Below are 13,865 nucleotides of genomic sequence, written 5' to 3'. Positions count from 1 at the left end.
GGAAAAGTGCGCAGCGGTTTTCCGAAGAGATCATGCTCAAACACAACTTAAACCGCGATGAACGATTGATCCAATCTCATCGCGCTTTATAATCACACCGCGCAATAGCGCTCCTGGATATCCTTGTCCGCGAGCAGCGCCGCCGCGCTGCTTTGATGCACGACCTCGCCTTGATCAATAATGACGGCGCGGTCAGCCAGCCGCAGCGCCCATTCGACGTTCTGCTCCACCAGCAGCAGCGTCTTGCCCTCGTCGCGCAAGCGGCGGAACAGCACGCCCATCTCCTCGACGAGAACAGGCATGATGCCCTCCGAGGGCTCGTCCAGCAGGATCATCTTCGGCTTTGCGATCAGCGCGCGCGCAATCGCCAGCATCTGCTGTTCTCCGCCCGAGAGCGTCACGCCCGCCTGATCGAGACGTTCCTTCAGGCGCGGGAAGGTTTCGGCGATCTCGTCGATCGCCGTGCGCTCCTCGATATCGCCGCCGGCCGCGACCAGACCGAGCCGCAAATTCTCGCGCACGGACAGGCCGGGGACGATGCGGCGCTCCTCGGGAACGTAAGCGAGGCCGAGGTGGAAGCGCTGATGCGCACGGAGCGGCAACAGCTCCCTGCCTGCGAAGCGCACGCGGCCCGCCGCCTTCGGCATCAGGCCCATCATCGCCCGCAAGGTCGTCGTCTTGCCGGCACCGTTGCGGCCGACGAGGGCGACCACCTCACCCCGGTTCACGTGCAGGGAGATGCCGTGGAGGATATGGCTTGCGCCATACCAGGCATGGAGATCGTCGATTTCGAGCAGCGCGGTCTCAGCCATAGCCTTCACTCTGTCCGAGATAGACCCGGCGGACCTCCGGATTGCTCCTGATCTCGTCGGGCGCGCCGTCCGCCAGCAGGCGGCCGTGATGCAGCACGACCACGCGCTTGCTGAGTCCCAGCACCATCTTCATCTTGTGCTCCACCAGGAGCACGGTGCGCTTCTCGGCGAGGCGCTCGAGCAGAGCGACCATGTCCTTGGTTTCTTCCGGCCCCATGCCGGCAGTCGGTTCGTCCAGCAGCAGCAATTCCGGCTCGGAAACCAGTGCGATCGCGATCTCCAGTGCGCGCTGCTGGCCATGCGACAGGAATTTCGCCAATCCGTTCCGCCTGGCCAGCAGCCCGACTGCGTCGAGCGCGGCGTCTGCGCGCGAATCCAGTTCAGCGAGCCGGGCGCGGTTGCGCCAGATGTCGTAGCTCACGATCAGCGCCTGGGCAGCCACGCGCACGTTCTCGTGCACGGACAGATCCGGAAAGATGTTCGTGATCTGGTAGGAGCGCGAGATGCCCTGATGCACGAAGCGGTGCTGCGGCAACCCGTTCAGCTCACGTCCCCTGAAGTGCAGCTTGCCCGAGGTCGGTGTCAGCGCGCCCGAGAGGATGTTGAAGAAGGTGCTCTTGCCGGCGCCGTTCGGCCCGATGATCGAGGTGAGCTGGCCGGCCGCGAACGAAACGGTGATGTCTTCGAGCGCGACGAAGCCGCCAAAGCGTTTGCCGATGCCTTCGGCGCGAAGCAGCTCGCCGCTCATCGCCGCACCTTTCCGACGCCGAGCGCATCGAGCAGCGTACCCCAGATGCCCTTGGGAAGGAACAGCACGAACAGCACGAAGATCGCGCCGACGAAGATTTGCCAATGTGGCGTCCAGAGCGAGATCACGTCCTCCAGGATCAGGAAGCTGGCAGCACCAACGAAGGGCCCGAAGAAGCTGCGGGCGCCGCCGAGCAGCACCATCATCACGATCATGCCCGAGGTCTGGTAGTGCAGGATGTCCAGCGGCACGATGGACAGATGCAGTGCCAGCATGCAGCCGCCGAGCGATGAGATCGCGCCCGATAGCATGAACACGACCAGCTTGCTGCGTTCGACGTCATAGCCGCAGGCCCGTGCCCGCTGCTCGTTCTCGCGGATCGCCTCGATGACGGCCCCGAAAGGTGAGTTCAGGATACGCGACTGGAACCACATCGCCAACGCCGCGAAGGCCATCAGCACGTAATACTTGTTGACGGGATCGAGGAAATTGACCTGAAGGCCGAACAGACTGATGCGGTCGACCGTGAAGCCGCGCAGCCCATTCTCGCCGCCGGTGAAGGAGGCCGCCTGAAGCGCGACGTAGTAGACGAGTTGCGCCAAGGCGAGCGTCACCATGGAGAAGTAGATGCCGCGGGTGCGCGTCGAGACGATGCCGATCGCGGCGGCTAGGCAGGTGCTGAGGAGTACGGCGATCGGTACGGCGGCGAACCAGGGTATGCCGTAGCGTCCGATCGCGATGCCGGTGAAATAGGCGCCTGCACCGAAGAACGCAGCCTGGCCGAACGACAGCAGCCCGGTGTAGCCGAACAGCAGATTGTAGCCCATCACCACGACGCCGTAGATCAGGACGTTGACGGCCAGCGCCTTCGACGGCAGCAACCAGGGCAGCAAGGCAAGCACGGCAATCGAGAGGAGCACGCGCTGGTCGAGCAGCCAGCCGAGCCCGCTGGAGGCAGGTTTGGCGACCGCTTCGCCGCTCGAACGTAGCGTCACGCCGTCCTCCCTCTCACACCGAACAGGCCTTGCGGGCGGATCAGCAGCACCACCGCCATCAGCGCGAACATGACGATGGTCGCCATCTCCGGCGCGAACAGCGCCACCATGCTGATGGATACGCCGACCATCAGACCAGCTACGACCGCGCCAACGATCGAGCCGAGCCCGCCGATCACGGTCACCACGAAGGCTTCCGCCAGAACCAGCGAGCCCATCTCCGGATTGACGCTGCGCATGGGGCCGGCGAGCACGCCGCCGAGCGCGGCAAGCCCGACGCCGAGCCCGAAGATCGCGAGCCAGACCCGCCCAATATCGACACCGAGCACCTGCATGATGGTCGGATCGCGCGCGCCGGCGCGCACGATCAGGCCGACGCGGGTCTTCTCCAGCGTCAGCCAGAGCGCCAGCAGCACCACCGCCACGAGCACGATGACGAACAGGCGGTAGCGCGGGAAGAAACCGATGCCGAGATCCAGCACGCCGATCAGCTGCGGCGGCGTCGGAAAAGGAATGCCGTCGCTGCCGAACACGATGCGCACCCCCTCGACCAGGATGTAGCTGAGGCCGAAGGTCAGCAGCAGCGGATCGTCGATCGAGCGTCCATACAGTCTCCTGATCAGCACGAACTCGATCAGCATGCCGAAGGCGCCGATCAAGATGGGTGCGAGCAGCAGCCCCCACCAGAAACTTCCGGTGAGCGATGCCAGATACAGCCCCGCATAGGCCCCGATCATGAACAGCGCGCCGTGGGCAAAATTCACCACCCCGAGCATGCCGAACACGATCGTCAGCCCAAGCGCAGTGATCACCAGGACCGCCCCAAGGGCGATCCCGGAGAGAAGCTGCATGATGATCAGCGACAGGTCCATCGTGACAGGCTTCAGGTCGCGTGGCCGAGCTCGCTGCAGCTGCGCAGCATGTCGTCGGCCCCCGCGTCGTTGGCCAGGATCGCGAACAGGTCGTTCTCATTTGCCATGGCGGACTTCTTCTTGGACTCCAGAACCAGCACCGACTGCACCGATTGGTGGTCGCATTTGCGGTAATGCTGCGGGCCCTTGGTCAAATCGTATTGCAGCTTCTCCAGGGCATCGACGACCTTGTCCGTATCGGTGCCGCCGGCGGCCTGCATGGCGGCCAGCAACGATCCGACGCCGGAATATCCGTAGGCGCCATAGTCGGTCGGGATCGCGCCGCCATTGGCAGCCTTGAACGCCGTGTTGAAGGCGGCTGCCGACTTGCTCTGCGTCTCCAGGCCCCAGTAATAATTGGCGCCGCCGACCACGCCCTCGAACACGTCAGGGCCGACGGCGAGACGCTGATTGTGCAGGATGACAGGCACGACGATCTTCATCTGCTGCTTGACGCCGAAGTCCACGGCCTGCTTGATCGCATTGGCCTGGTCGCGACCGAAATTCGAGATACAGAGCACGTCCGGCCGCATCGACATCAGGCGGGGCATGAATGTGGAGTAGTCCGCGGCGCCGAACGGATGCAGGATCTCGCCGACACTGTCCGCACCGATCGCGGCCTGCGCGCGCTTGAAGCCGCGCAGCATCTCGTGACCGTAGGCATAATCGGCGACGAGATGGGCGACCTTCATGCCCTTCTTCAGGGTCTGCCGCGCCACGGCTGATGTCGTCATGTGCGGGTTCAGCGCCTCGTGGAAGGTGTATTTGCTGAAATCCTTGGCCTCATTGATGGTGTCGGACTGGCTGATCGAGACGTAGATCACGCCGCGAGCGCGGGTGACCTCGTTGACCGCCAGCTGCACCGCGCTGGAGAGCGCGCCAACCACGGCATGGACCTTGTCCTTCTCGATCAGCTCGAGCGTGCGGGTCGCGGCTTCACCGGCATTCAGCTTGTCGTCGCGCACCAGCAGCTCGACCTTGCGGCCGGCAATGCCGCCCTTATCGTTGACGAGCTTCACCGCGAGCTCGGCACATTTCACCTGGTCGCGCGCTTCAGCAGCGAACGGCCCGGTCAGCGGCGTCGGGAAGCCGATGCGGATCGTCTCGTCGGCGGCGCGGCCGAGCCGCGGCATGGCGAGCAGGGCCGCGCCGGCCGAGAGGCCGGCGAGCGCGGTGCGGCGGGTTATCTTCGGGGTCGAACCGGATTTTGGCATGATTTCCTCCAACTGTTTTTTTCTAGAAACGCTTCAGGGCTTTCAGGACTTTGGTGGGCGTGATCGGAATCGAATTGACGGCGGCACCGAACGGCGCGAGCGCATCGTTGACGGCATTGAGCACGCAGGCGGACGCTGCCGCGGTGCCGGCCTCGCCGACCCCCTTGGCACCGAGCTCGGTGTCGGCGGTCGGCGTCTCGACATGGGCGATGACGATGTCCGGCATCTCCATCGGCATCGGGACGAGGTAGTCGGCGAGCGAGCCGTTCACGAGCTGGCCGGTCTCGCTGTAGCGGCACTCCTCGAGCAGCACCGCGCCCAACCCCTGCACGATACCGCCGCGCAGCTGCTCGTCCACCAGCATCGGATTGATGACCCGACCGCAATCCTCGACGATGAAGTGCTTCAGGAGCTTGATGAGGCCCGTGTCGACATCGACCTCCAGCGAGCAGCCCTGGATGCCGTTGGTGAAGGCGAACGGATAACCCTGTGGCGCGAAATGATGGCTGACGGTGAGCTGCGCCTGCGTGCCCGGCGGCAGCGTATCGGAGCGGAAATAGGCAATGCGCGCGATCTCCGCGATCGGCATGCGCTGGTTCCGCGTGCCTGCGTCCACGACATCGCCATCGACGATGTCGAGGGCCGACGGCTGCTCCTGAAGGATGAGCGCCGCAATCTCCAGAATGTTGCGCTTGAGCGCGCGCGCGGCCTGGAGCGCGGTCTCGCCGCCGATGCCGGCGCCGCGGCAGGCCCAGGTGGCGCCGCCATGCGGCGTCACCTCGGTATCCCCAGTGATGACCTTGACGTGCTCCTGCGCAAGGCCGAGCTGATCGGCCACGATCTGGCTGATGATCGCCTCGGTGCCCTGCCCCTGCTCGGTGACCGAGATCAGGCAACGCACCTCGCCCGACGGCGTCAGGCTGACGATCGCCCCGTCCTGCGAGGAGATGCGCGCGCCGCCGACGCCATAGAATGCCGGGCTGGGGTTGGTGATCTCGACAAAGGTGGCAATGCCGATGCCGCGATAGATGCCGCGCTTGCGCAACTCCGCCTGCTCGGCACGCAGGCCCTCATAGTTCATCAGCTCATGCAGGCGCTTCAGGCAGGCCTGATGCGACAGCGCCTCGAAGCGGTAACCGGTCGGCGAGGTCTGAGGATAGGCATCGTCGGGGATCACGTTCTGCGCGCGGATGGCGAAAGGATCGAGGCCGAGCTTCACCGCCGCCATATCGACCATGCGCTCGGTAACGGCGCATGCGATGGGATGGCCGACGGCACGATATTGGCTGGTCTGCACCTTGTTCTGGAAGATCACCTCCAGCGTGGCGCGGTAGTTCCTGAAGCGGTAGGGCGCGCCGATCAGGCGGATCACCTGGTTGCCCTCGACCACGCTGGTGCGTGGATAGGTCGAGAATGCGCCGATCGCGGTCAGATCCAGCACGTCCATCGCGAGAATCTCGCCCTTGGCGTCAAGCGCCATGCGGGCGCGGACGCGGTGGTCGCGGGCGTGAATGTCGGAGACGAACGACTCGATGCGGTCGGCGACGTACTTCACGGGGCGGCCGAGCAGGATCGAGAGGCCGACCACCGCCATGTCCTCGTGATAGACATGCAGCTTCATGCCGAAGGAGCCGCCGATGTCGGTCGCGATCACGCGAACACGCGCTTCCGGGATGCCATAGTGCCGCGAATAGAGGTCCTGGAACTGGTAGGGCGTCTGGGTACCATGATGCACGGTGAGCATGCCGGCGGCGGGATCGTAGTCGGCGACGATCGCACGAGGCTCCAGCGTCACCGCGGTATGGCGACCGAAGGTGATCTCCTCCTCCACCACATGGGCTGCATGCGCGAAGGCGTCATCCACTTTGCCGCTGTCGATCTGGCTGCGGAAGCAGATATTGCTCGCGGTGCCGGGATTGACCAGCGGGCCGCCGGCCTCACGTGCGACGTCGATGTCGACGACAATAGGAAGATCCTCGTAATCGACTTCGATCAGCTCCAGCGCATCCTCGGCAGTCGCACGGTTCTCGGCGACGACGGCGACCACTGCCTGTCCGGCCCAGACCACGCGATCCAGCGGCAGCGGCAGTTGCGGCGCGGAGGTCATGCCCTTGAAATGATCGAGCGTGCCGGTCCAGGGCGTGCAGATCTTTGCGAGATCCGCCCCCGTCGCGACGAGATGCACGCCTTCCAGCGCGCGCGCCTCGTCGGTCCTGATCGAGACGATCTTGGCGTGGGCATGCGGACTGCGCAGGAACGCAGCATAGAGCATGCGCGGCAGACGGAGGTCGCTGACATAGCGCCCGCGCCCGGCGAGCAGGCGCTTGGCATTCGGCCGTGGCAGGGAGCGGCCGATGTAGGAGTTCGGGCGGTCGAGCGAGGTCAGCGGCGCCGTCATCTCGCGCCTCCGGCGCTGCGTGCTTTGGCGACAGCGTCGATGGCATCGACGATGGCTTCATAGCCGGTGCAGCGGCAATAATTGCCCGACAGCGCGTCGCGGATCTGCTCGCGACTCGGTCGTGCCACCTGCGAGAGCAGCTCGTAGGCGTTGACCAGCATGCCTGGCGTGCAGAAGCCGCATTGCAGCGCGTTGCGGCGATGGAATTCGGCCTGGAGATCGGCGATCGCCCCGCTCTCGGTGAGTCCCTCGATCGTATCGATCCTGGCGCCGTCCGCTTGCACGGCAAACATCAGGCATGAGTGCACGGTGCGGCCGTCGACCTGCACCAGGCAGGCGCCGCAGGCTCCCATCTCGCAGCCGGCATGCGTGCCCGTCAGCTCGAGCTTGTCGCGCAGGCAATCAACCAGCGTCTCGCGGGGAGCAACCTCGCAGGCGACCTTGCGGCCGTTGACGACGAAGCGGACCCGCACAGTCTCATCGGCCTCGTCCAGCAGGGTTTCGTCAAAGCCTCTCATGCGCCCTCACCGAGACGTCCAAGCAGGCGGCCAAGCAACACGCGGGCGAGGTGCAGGCGCATCGCAGGCGGCACCTCGTCGTTCTCGGGCGGCGCGAGATCACCCGCGAGCGCGGCCTGCGCGGCAGCGATATGTTCCGCATCGAGGCCGAAGCCGATCAAAGCCGCCTCAGCGGCTTTCGCCCGCGTCGGCCTATTGCCGACGGAGAAGAAGGAGATGCGGATGTCGTCGATCCGATCACTCGCGAAAGTCGCGAGCATGCCGCAACCGACCAGCGCATAATCCCCGCGCCGCCGCGCCAGCTCGTCGAACGCAAAGCGCTGATCGGCCTTGAACAGCGGAACGTAGATGGCCGTTATCAGTTCGCCGGGCTGCAATGCCGTCTCGAACAGGTCGATGAAGAACTCATCGGCCCTCACGCGCCGCCTGCCCGAGGCACCTGCGATCTCGATCTCGGCATCCAGCGCCAAGGTCATCGCGGGAAATTCGGAGGCCGGGTCGGCCAGCGCGACGCTGCCCCCGAACGTGCCGCGGTTGCGGATCGCGGGATGGGCGACGAAGGGTGCGGCGGCATGCAGCAGCGGAGCAAACTCCGCGATCAGCGGCTCGCTCAGCATCTCGCAGTGGCGCGTCAGTGCGCCGATGCGCAAATAGGCGCCTTCGCGCCTGATGCCGCGCAGCTCGGCAATGTGCGTGATGTCGATCAGCAGCCGCGGCGCCTGCAGCCGCAGCGACAGCGCCGGCACGAGGCTCTGGCCGCCGGCGATGAAACGCGCATCGTCCCCGGCGCGCGCATGAGCGTCCAGCGCCTGGTCGATCGTCGCAGCACGAAAATAGCTGAAAGCCCTCGCCTTCACTGCCGTTTCCTCGAAATCCATCGGCTCATCAGCCGGGAGCCAGATTTGTAACCATCTGGTCTCAAAATCCTGACACGCCGCCGGGAGGCGGTCAACAGGAAATGACCATTTGGTCACAAATGCGCCTTGGGCTATGAAGGCACCGAGACGCACGATTCAGCGACGAAATGGCCCGAAAAGCGCAGAGAACCGCGAAACGACCGGTCCACAAGCGGACCGAGACAGGCAACAAGTCTGCGCCAAAGCGCCGCAACATGCGCGCGGCGGATCGGGAGCGCGCGATCGTGGACGAGGCGATCCGGTTCTTTGCGGAGCGCGGCTTCGAAGGCCAGACCCGCGAGCTCGCCAAGCGCATGGGCATCACGCATTCGGCGATCTACCGTCACTTCCCCAGCAAGGAGGCGCTGATCGAGCGGGTCTACCAGGAAGTCTATCTCAGCCGCTGGTCACCCGATTGGGGGCCGATGATCCGCGACCGCACTTTGCCGCTGGAGGCCCGGCTCACGCGTTTCTATCTCGACTATGTCGAACGCGTGTTCGAGTACAATTGGGTGCGGATCTTCGTGTTCTCCGGCATGAAGTCGTTCGGCATCACCAGCCGCTATCTCGACATCGTCCGCCGCGAGGTCATCGAGCCGGCGGCCGCCGAGCTGCGTCATGAGCTGAAGTTGCCCGACCCAAAAGCTCACCCATTGAGCGAACGCGAGACCGAGCTGTTCTGGGGCCTGCACGGCCGCATCTTCTATCTCGCGATCCGCAAGTTCATTTACGCGACGCCGATCCCGCCCGATCTCGGCGCCATCGTCCGAGACGCCGTCCAGACTTTCATGGACGGCGCGAAGACGACGATGCCCCGGCTCCTGGGAAGCAACTGACGACGCTACTTCGCCAAGCTCGGCAGATCGAGCCCCTTGTCACGGGCGCAGTCGGTCGCGATCTCGTAGCCCGCGTCGGCGTGGCGCATGACGCCGCTGGCCGGGTCGTTCCAGAGCACGCGCTCGATGCGCCTGGCAGCTTCCGGCGTGCCGTCGGCCACGATCACCATGCCGGCGTGCTGGGAATAGCCGATGCCGACGCCGCCGCCGTGATGCAGCGACACCCAGGTCGCGCCGCTGGCGCAATTGAGCAGCGCATTGAGCAGGGGCCAGTCGGAGACTGCGTCCGATCCGTCCTTCATCGCCTCAGTCTCGCGATTGGGGCTCGCCACCGAGCCGCTGTCGAGATGATCGCGGCCGATCACGATGGGAGCCTTCAACTCGCCGCGCGCCACCATCTCGTTGAAGGCGAGGCCGAGGCGATGGCGATCACCGAGGCCGACCCAGCAGATCCGCGCCGGCAGGCCCTGAAACTTGATGCGTTGCTTGGCCATGTCGAGCCAATTGTGCAGATGCCTGTCGTCGGGCATCAGCTCTTTGACCTTGGCATCGGTCTTGAAGATATCCTCGGGATCGCCCGAGAGCGCAGCCCAGCGGAACGGTCCGATGCCGCGGCAGAACAAGGGGCGGATATAGGCAGGGACGAAGCCGGGGAAATCGAAGGCATTCTTCAGGCCCATGTCCTGCGCCATCTGGCGGATGTTGTTGCCGTAGTCGAGCGTCGGAATGCCCTGCGCGTGGAAATCCAGCATGGCCTGGACGTGCTCGACCATCGAGGTCTTTGAGGCGCGCTCAACGCCCTTCGGATCGGAGGTGCGCTTGGCCTCCCACTCGGCGAGCGTCCAGCCTTTCGGCAAGTATCCGTTGATCGGATCGTGCGCGCTGGTCTGGTCGGTGACGATGTCGGGCTTGACGCCGCGGCGAACAAGCTCCGGGAAGATCTCGGCGGCATTTCCGAGCAGGCCGACCGAGACCGCCTTCTTCGTCTTCGCGGCGTCCGCCATGATCGCGAGCGCCTCGTCGAGCGTTGCGGCCTGGCGATCGAGATAGCCGGTGCGCAGGCGCATCTCGATGCGGCTCGGCTGGCATTCGACCGCGAGCATCGAAGCTCCGGCCATGGTCGCCGCGAGCGGCTGCGCACCGCCCATGCCTCCCAAGCCGGCCGTGAGAATCCATTTGCCGGCGAGGCTGCCGCCGTAATGACGCCGGCCGACCTCGACGAAGGTCTCGTAGGTGCCCTGCACGATGCCCTGGCTGCCGATATAGATCCAGGAGCCCGCCGTCATCTGGCCGTACATCATCAGGCCCTTGCGATCGAGCTCGTTGAAATGGTCGAGCGTTGCCCAATGCGGCACGATGTTGGAATTGGCGATCAGCACCCGCGGTGCGTCGGCATGGGTGCGGAACACACCGACCGGCTTGCCCGACTGGACCAGCAACGTCTGGTCGCCATCAAGCTTGCGCAAGGCCGCAACGATGCGGTCAAAGCTCTCCCAGTCGCGCGCGGCGCGGCCGATGCCGCCATAGACGACGAGTTCGCTCGGACGCTCCGCGACGTCAGGGTCGAGATTGTTCATCAGCATGCGCAAGGGCGCTTCCGTCAGCCAGCTCTTGGCGCTGATCTCGCTGCCGCGGGGGGCCCGGATGGTGCGATCATTGTCCAGTCGATGGTTCATGTGGACCTCTTCAGGCGAGTCTCGGAAACGGATCGGTGGGAAGCTGCGCGCGCGCAGCAGCCGGCAGCGCGTCGGCCTCGACCAGCGCCGCGGCCTTGGCGAGATCGCCAGCCATGTAGCGATCTGTACCCAGCGAGGGGACCTGCTCGCGCAAGGCGGCGATGACGGCAGCCAGCGGTGCGCTCGTTGCATGCGGCGCACGCAGCGTGATGCCTTGCGCGGCGACCAGGAGCTCGATGCCGAGGAGGGCGGCGAGGTTTTCGGCCATATCGGACAGGCGCCGCGCGGCATGTGCGGCCATCGACACATGGTCTTCCTGGTTGGCACTGGTCGGCGTCGAGTCGATCGAGCAGGCGGCTGCGCGCTGCTTGTTCTCGGCATAGAGCGCGGCCGCCGTCACCTCGGCGATCATGAAGCCGGAATTGATGCCGGGATCGGGGGTGAGGAACGGCGGAAGTCCGAAATTGAGCGCGGGGTCGACCAGCGTGGCGATGCGCCGCTCGCTGATTGCGCCGATCTCCGCCAGCGCCAGCGCGATAGCGTCGGCAGCGAAGGCGACCGGCTCGGCGTGGAAATTACCGCCTGAGACGATCTCACCGGTCTCGACCAGCACCAGCGGATTGTCGGTGACCGCATTGGCCTCGACGATCAGCGTGCGCGCGGCCTGCGTGACCAGATCGAGCGCGGCGCCGGCGACCTGCGGCTGGCAGCGCAGGCAATAGGGATCCTGGACACGCTCGTCGCCTTCGAGATGCGACAGGCGGATGTCGCTGCCGTCGAGCAGCGCGGTCAACGTCGCGGCCGCGGCGATCTGCCCGGCATGGCCGCGCAACGCCTGGATCTCGGGCCGGAACGGCGCCGTCGAAGCCATCGCCGCGTCCACCGACAATGCGCCGGTGACGAGCGCGGCCCGCGCCAGGCGGAATGCACGCAGCACGCCTGATATGGCGTAGGCGGTCGAAAATTGCGTGCCGTTGATCAGCGCCAACCCCTCCTTGGGACCGAGCGTCAGCGGCGCGAGGCCGGCCGCCGCCAGCGCTTCAGCGCCGGACACCGTTTTCCCGTTCACGATCGCCTGCCCTTCACCGATCATCACCGCGGTCATATGCGCGAGCGGCGCGAGATCGCCGGAGGCGCCCACGGAGCCCTGCTGCGGCACCAGCGGAGTGACACCCCGCGCCAGCATGTCCTGCAGCTGCCCGATCACCTCGCGGCGCACGCCGGAGGCGCCACGGCCGAGCGAGATGATCTTCAGCGCCATCATCAGGCGGACGATCGGCTCTGGCGTCGCCGCGCCGACGCCGCAGCAATGTGAAACGATCAGGTTGCGCTGGAGCAGCGCGGTCTGATCGGGCGGAATGCGCTTCGACGCCAGCTTCCCGAAGCCGGTGTTGATGCCGTAGACGGGGACATCCGCGCGCGCAGCTCTTGCCACGATCTCCGCCGCCGCTTCGATGCGCGGCCAGAACGAGGGATCGAGCACGATGGGCGCACCATCGAGCACGCACGCGAGGTCATCGAGACTGACCGTTCCCGGCTTGACGACGATCGCTGCGCGCTCGTTCGTCATTGTCCCCTCCACACCCGGCGGTGCAGCGGATTGAAGCCGATGCGGTAGACCAGCTCGGCGGGCCGCTCGATGTCCCAGATCGCGAGATCGCACCATTTGCCGACCTCCAGCGTGCCGGCTTCGCTGAGGATACCGAGCGCACGTGCACCCTCACGGGTGACGCCTGCGATGCATTCGGCCACATTCATCCGGAACAGTGTCGCGCCCATATTCATCGTGAGCAGAAGCGAGGTCAGTGGCGAGCTGCCGGGATTGCAGTCGGTCGCGAGCGCCATGGCAACCCCATGCGTGCGGAACGCGTCGACTGGCGGCTTCTGCGTCTCGCGAATGAAGTAGAAGGCACCGGGCAGCAGCACCGCAACCGTCCCGGCCTTCGCCATTGCGGCGGCGCCGGCCTCGTCAGTGTGCTCCAAATGATCGGCCGACAGCGCCGAGAATTTCGCGGCAAGCGCAGCACCGCCGAGGTTCGAGAGCTGATCGGCATGCAGCTTGACCGGCAGGCCGAGTTCCCTCGCCGTCTCGAACACCCGCGCGGTTTGCGCAGCCGAGAAAGCAATGCCTTCCATGAAGGCGTCGACCGCATCGGCGAGGCCCGCCTTTGCGACCGCCGGCAACATCTCCCGACAGACGAGATCGATGTAGCGGTCCTTGTCGCCATCAGCTTCCACCGGCAGCGCATGTGCGCCGAGAAAGGACGTGCGGACCGCAACCGGTCGCCGGCGTCCGAGGCTGCGTGCGGCTGCGAGCTGCCGCATCTCGGTCGCAGTGTCGAGGCCGTAACCCGATTTGATCTCGATCGTGGTTGCGCCCTCGCCGATCAACGCATCGAGCCGCGGCAGCGCACTTGCGACGAGATCGGCCTCGCTCGCCTTGCGCGTCGCGGCCACCGTCGACACGATGCCGCCGCCGGCGCGCGCAATCTCTTCATAGCTCGCGCCCTTCAGTCGCAGCTCGAACTCATGCGCGCGGTTGCCGCCATAGACGAGATGGGTGTGGCAGTCGACGAGGCCGGGCGTGATCCAGCGCCCTTCGCAGTCGACCCGTTCGGCGACATCGGCGTCCGCCGGAAAATCGGCCTGCGCGCCGGCATAGACGATACGGCCGCCGCGCGCGGCAATCACGCCGCGCTCGATCTCGCCGAGGTCGGGGCGGTCGGCCCGTAGCGTGGCGAGCCGGGCATTGTGCCAGATCCGGTCGAAGCGCTCTGCCATGCAACGGCCCCTTCGTGGGATGCTTGACTTATATGTCTAGACATATAATCGTGCGGGAGTTCTGTCCAGCCGGCATGGAA

The 13,865-nt window shown here is 65.6% G+C and carries 12 protein-coding genes; 1 reads left to right on the top strand and 11 read right to left on the bottom strand.

The features are described 5' to 3' along the window. Nucleotides 1-92 precede the first annotated feature (92 nt). The 8 genes from IVB23_RS32910 to IVB23_RS32875 are packed head-to-tail and all read right to left on the bottom strand — an operon-like array spanning nucleotide 93 to nucleotide 8,453. Nucleotides 93-812, bottom strand: a complete 720-nt coding sequence (locus tag IVB23_RS32910; RefSeq protein ID WP_247801330.1) for an ABC transporter ATP-binding protein — start codon at nucleotides 810-812, stop codon at nucleotides 93-95. Beyond that, the gene (locus tag IVB23_RS32905; protein ID WP_061883496.1) at nucleotides 805-1,560 is read right to left on the bottom strand and encodes an ABC transporter ATP-binding protein; all 756 of its coding nucleotides are present in this window, start codon (nucleotides 1,558-1,560) and stop codon (nucleotides 805-807) included. The genes IVB23_RS32910 and IVB23_RS32905 overlap by 8 nt, the downstream gene beginning before the upstream one ends. Then, nucleotides 1,557-2,555, bottom strand: a complete 999-nt coding sequence (locus IVB23_RS32900) for a branched-chain amino acid ABC transporter permease (RefSeq protein ID WP_061883497.1) — start codon at nucleotides 2,553-2,555, stop codon at nucleotides 1,557-1,559. The genes IVB23_RS32905 and IVB23_RS32900 overlap by 4 nt, the downstream gene beginning before the upstream one ends. Continuing rightward, nucleotides 2,552-3,427 carry a branched-chain amino acid ABC transporter permease gene (locus IVB23_RS32895; protein ID WP_124161847.1) on the bottom strand — a complete coding sequence of 292 codons (876 nt, stop codon included), beginning with the start codon at nucleotides 3,425-3,427 and terminating at the stop codon, nucleotides 2,552-2,554. The genes IVB23_RS32900 and IVB23_RS32895 overlap by 4 nt, the downstream gene beginning before the upstream one ends. Before the next feature lie 11 nt (nucleotides 3,428-3,438). Further along, on the bottom strand, nucleotides 3,439-4,680 hold the full coding sequence (locus IVB23_RS32890) for an ABC transporter substrate-binding protein (protein ID WP_247801329.1): 1,242 nt from the start codon (nucleotides 4,678-4,680) through the stop codon (nucleotides 3,439-3,441). Nucleotides 4,681-4,702: 22 nt separating this feature from the next. Further along, nucleotides 4,703-7,078, bottom strand: coding sequence for a xanthine dehydrogenase family protein molybdopterin-binding subunit (locus IVB23_RS32885; protein WP_247801328.1), 2,376 nt, complete (start codon nucleotides 7,076-7,078; stop codon nucleotides 4,703-4,705). Beyond that, nucleotides 7,075-7,596: a (2Fe-2S)-binding protein gene (locus tag IVB23_RS32880; RefSeq protein WP_247801327.1), complete on the bottom strand. Its 522-nt coding sequence runs from the start codon at nucleotides 7,594-7,596 to the stop codon at nucleotides 7,075-7,077. Before IVB23_RS32880 ends, IVB23_RS32885 begins: the two co-directional genes overlap by 4 nt. After that, nucleotides 7,593-8,453, bottom strand: coding sequence for a xanthine dehydrogenase family protein subunit M (locus IVB23_RS32875; RefSeq protein WP_247805004.1), 861 nt, complete (start codon nucleotides 8,451-8,453; stop codon nucleotides 7,593-7,595). Before IVB23_RS32875 ends, IVB23_RS32880 begins: the two co-directional genes overlap by 4 nt. Nucleotides 8,454-8,707: 254 nt before the next feature. On the opposite strand from IVB23_RS32875, the gene IVB23_RS32870 reads away from it, so the two are divergent. Then, nucleotides 8,708-9,328: a TetR/AcrR family transcriptional regulator gene (locus IVB23_RS32870; RefSeq protein ID WP_247801326.1), complete on the top strand. Its 621-nt coding sequence runs from the start codon at nucleotides 8,708-8,710 to the stop codon at nucleotides 9,326-9,328. A gap of 5 nt (nucleotides 9,329-9,333) precedes the next feature. Here the strand turns inward: IVB23_RS32870 and hutU are convergent, their stop codons facing one another. From hutU to hutI, 3 genes are read right to left on the bottom strand one after another with little or no spacing between them, the layout of a single operon-like run. Then, complete coding sequence (gene hutU, locus IVB23_RS32865) at nucleotides 9,334-11,004, bottom strand: urocanate hydratase (RefSeq protein ID WP_247801325.1); 1,671 nt, start codon at nucleotides 11,002-11,004, stop codon at nucleotides 9,334-9,336. Nucleotides 11,005-11,014: 10 nt separating this feature from the next. Then, nucleotides 11,015-12,574, bottom strand: coding sequence for a histidine ammonia-lyase (gene hutH / locus IVB23_RS32860; protein WP_247801324.1), 1,560 nt, complete (start codon nucleotides 12,572-12,574; stop codon nucleotides 11,015-11,017). Then, complete coding sequence (gene hutI / locus IVB23_RS32855; protein WP_247801323.1) at nucleotides 12,571-13,785, bottom strand: imidazolonepropionase; 1,215 nt, start codon at nucleotides 13,783-13,785, stop codon at nucleotides 12,571-12,573. Before hutI ends, hutH begins: the two co-directional genes overlap by 4 nt. Between the last annotated feature and the right edge of the window lie 80 nt (nucleotides 13,786-13,865).

Origin of the sequence: Bradyrhizobium sp. 191, from assembly GCF_023100985.1 — a bacterium.
GTDB classification, from domain to species: domain Bacteria; phylum Pseudomonadota; class Alphaproteobacteria; order Rhizobiales; family Xanthobacteraceae; genus Bradyrhizobium; species Bradyrhizobium diversitatis.
This window is presented reverse-complemented; position numbering and strand designations above follow the sequence as displayed.

Bases quoted from the DNA above. Each gene is read 5' to 3' on its own strand.
- IVB23_RS32885 (WP_247801328.1), bottom strand. From the start codon at position 7,078: ATGACGGCGCCGCTGACCTCGCTCGACCGCCCGAACTCCTACATCGGC.
- IVB23_RS32910 (WP_247801330.1), bottom strand. From the start codon at position 812: ATGGCTGAGACCGCGCTGCTCGAAATCGACGATCTCCATGCCTGGTAT.
- IVB23_RS32890 (WP_247801329.1), bottom strand. From the start codon at position 4,680: ATGCCAAAATCCGGTTCGACCCCGAAGATAACCCGCCGCACCGCGCTC.
- IVB23_RS32905 (WP_061883496.1), bottom strand. From the start codon at position 1,560: ATGAGCGGCGAGCTGCTTCGCGCCGAAGGCATCGGCAAACGCTTTGGC.
- IVB23_RS32880 (WP_247801327.1), bottom strand. From the start codon at position 7,596: ATGAGAGGCTTTGACGAAACCCTGCTGGACGAGGCCGATGAGACTGTG.
- hutH (WP_247801324.1), bottom strand. From the start codon at position 12,574: ATGACGAACGAGCGCGCAGCGATCGTCGTCAAGCCGGGAACGGTCAGT.
- IVB23_RS32895 (WP_124161847.1), bottom strand. From the start codon at position 3,427: ATGGACCTGTCGCTGATCATCATGCAGCTTCTCTCCGGGATCGCCCTT.
- hutU (WP_247801325.1), bottom strand. From the start codon at position 11,004: ATGAACCATCGACTGGACAATGATCGCACCATCCGGGCCCCCCGCGGC.
- IVB23_RS32870 (WP_247801326.1), top strand. From the start codon at position 8,708: ATGCGCGCGGCGGATCGGGAGCGCGCGATCGTGGACGAGGCGATCCGG.
- hutI (WP_247801323.1), bottom strand. From the start codon at position 13,785: ATGGCAGAGCGCTTCGACCGGATCTGGCACAATGCCCGGCTCGCCACG.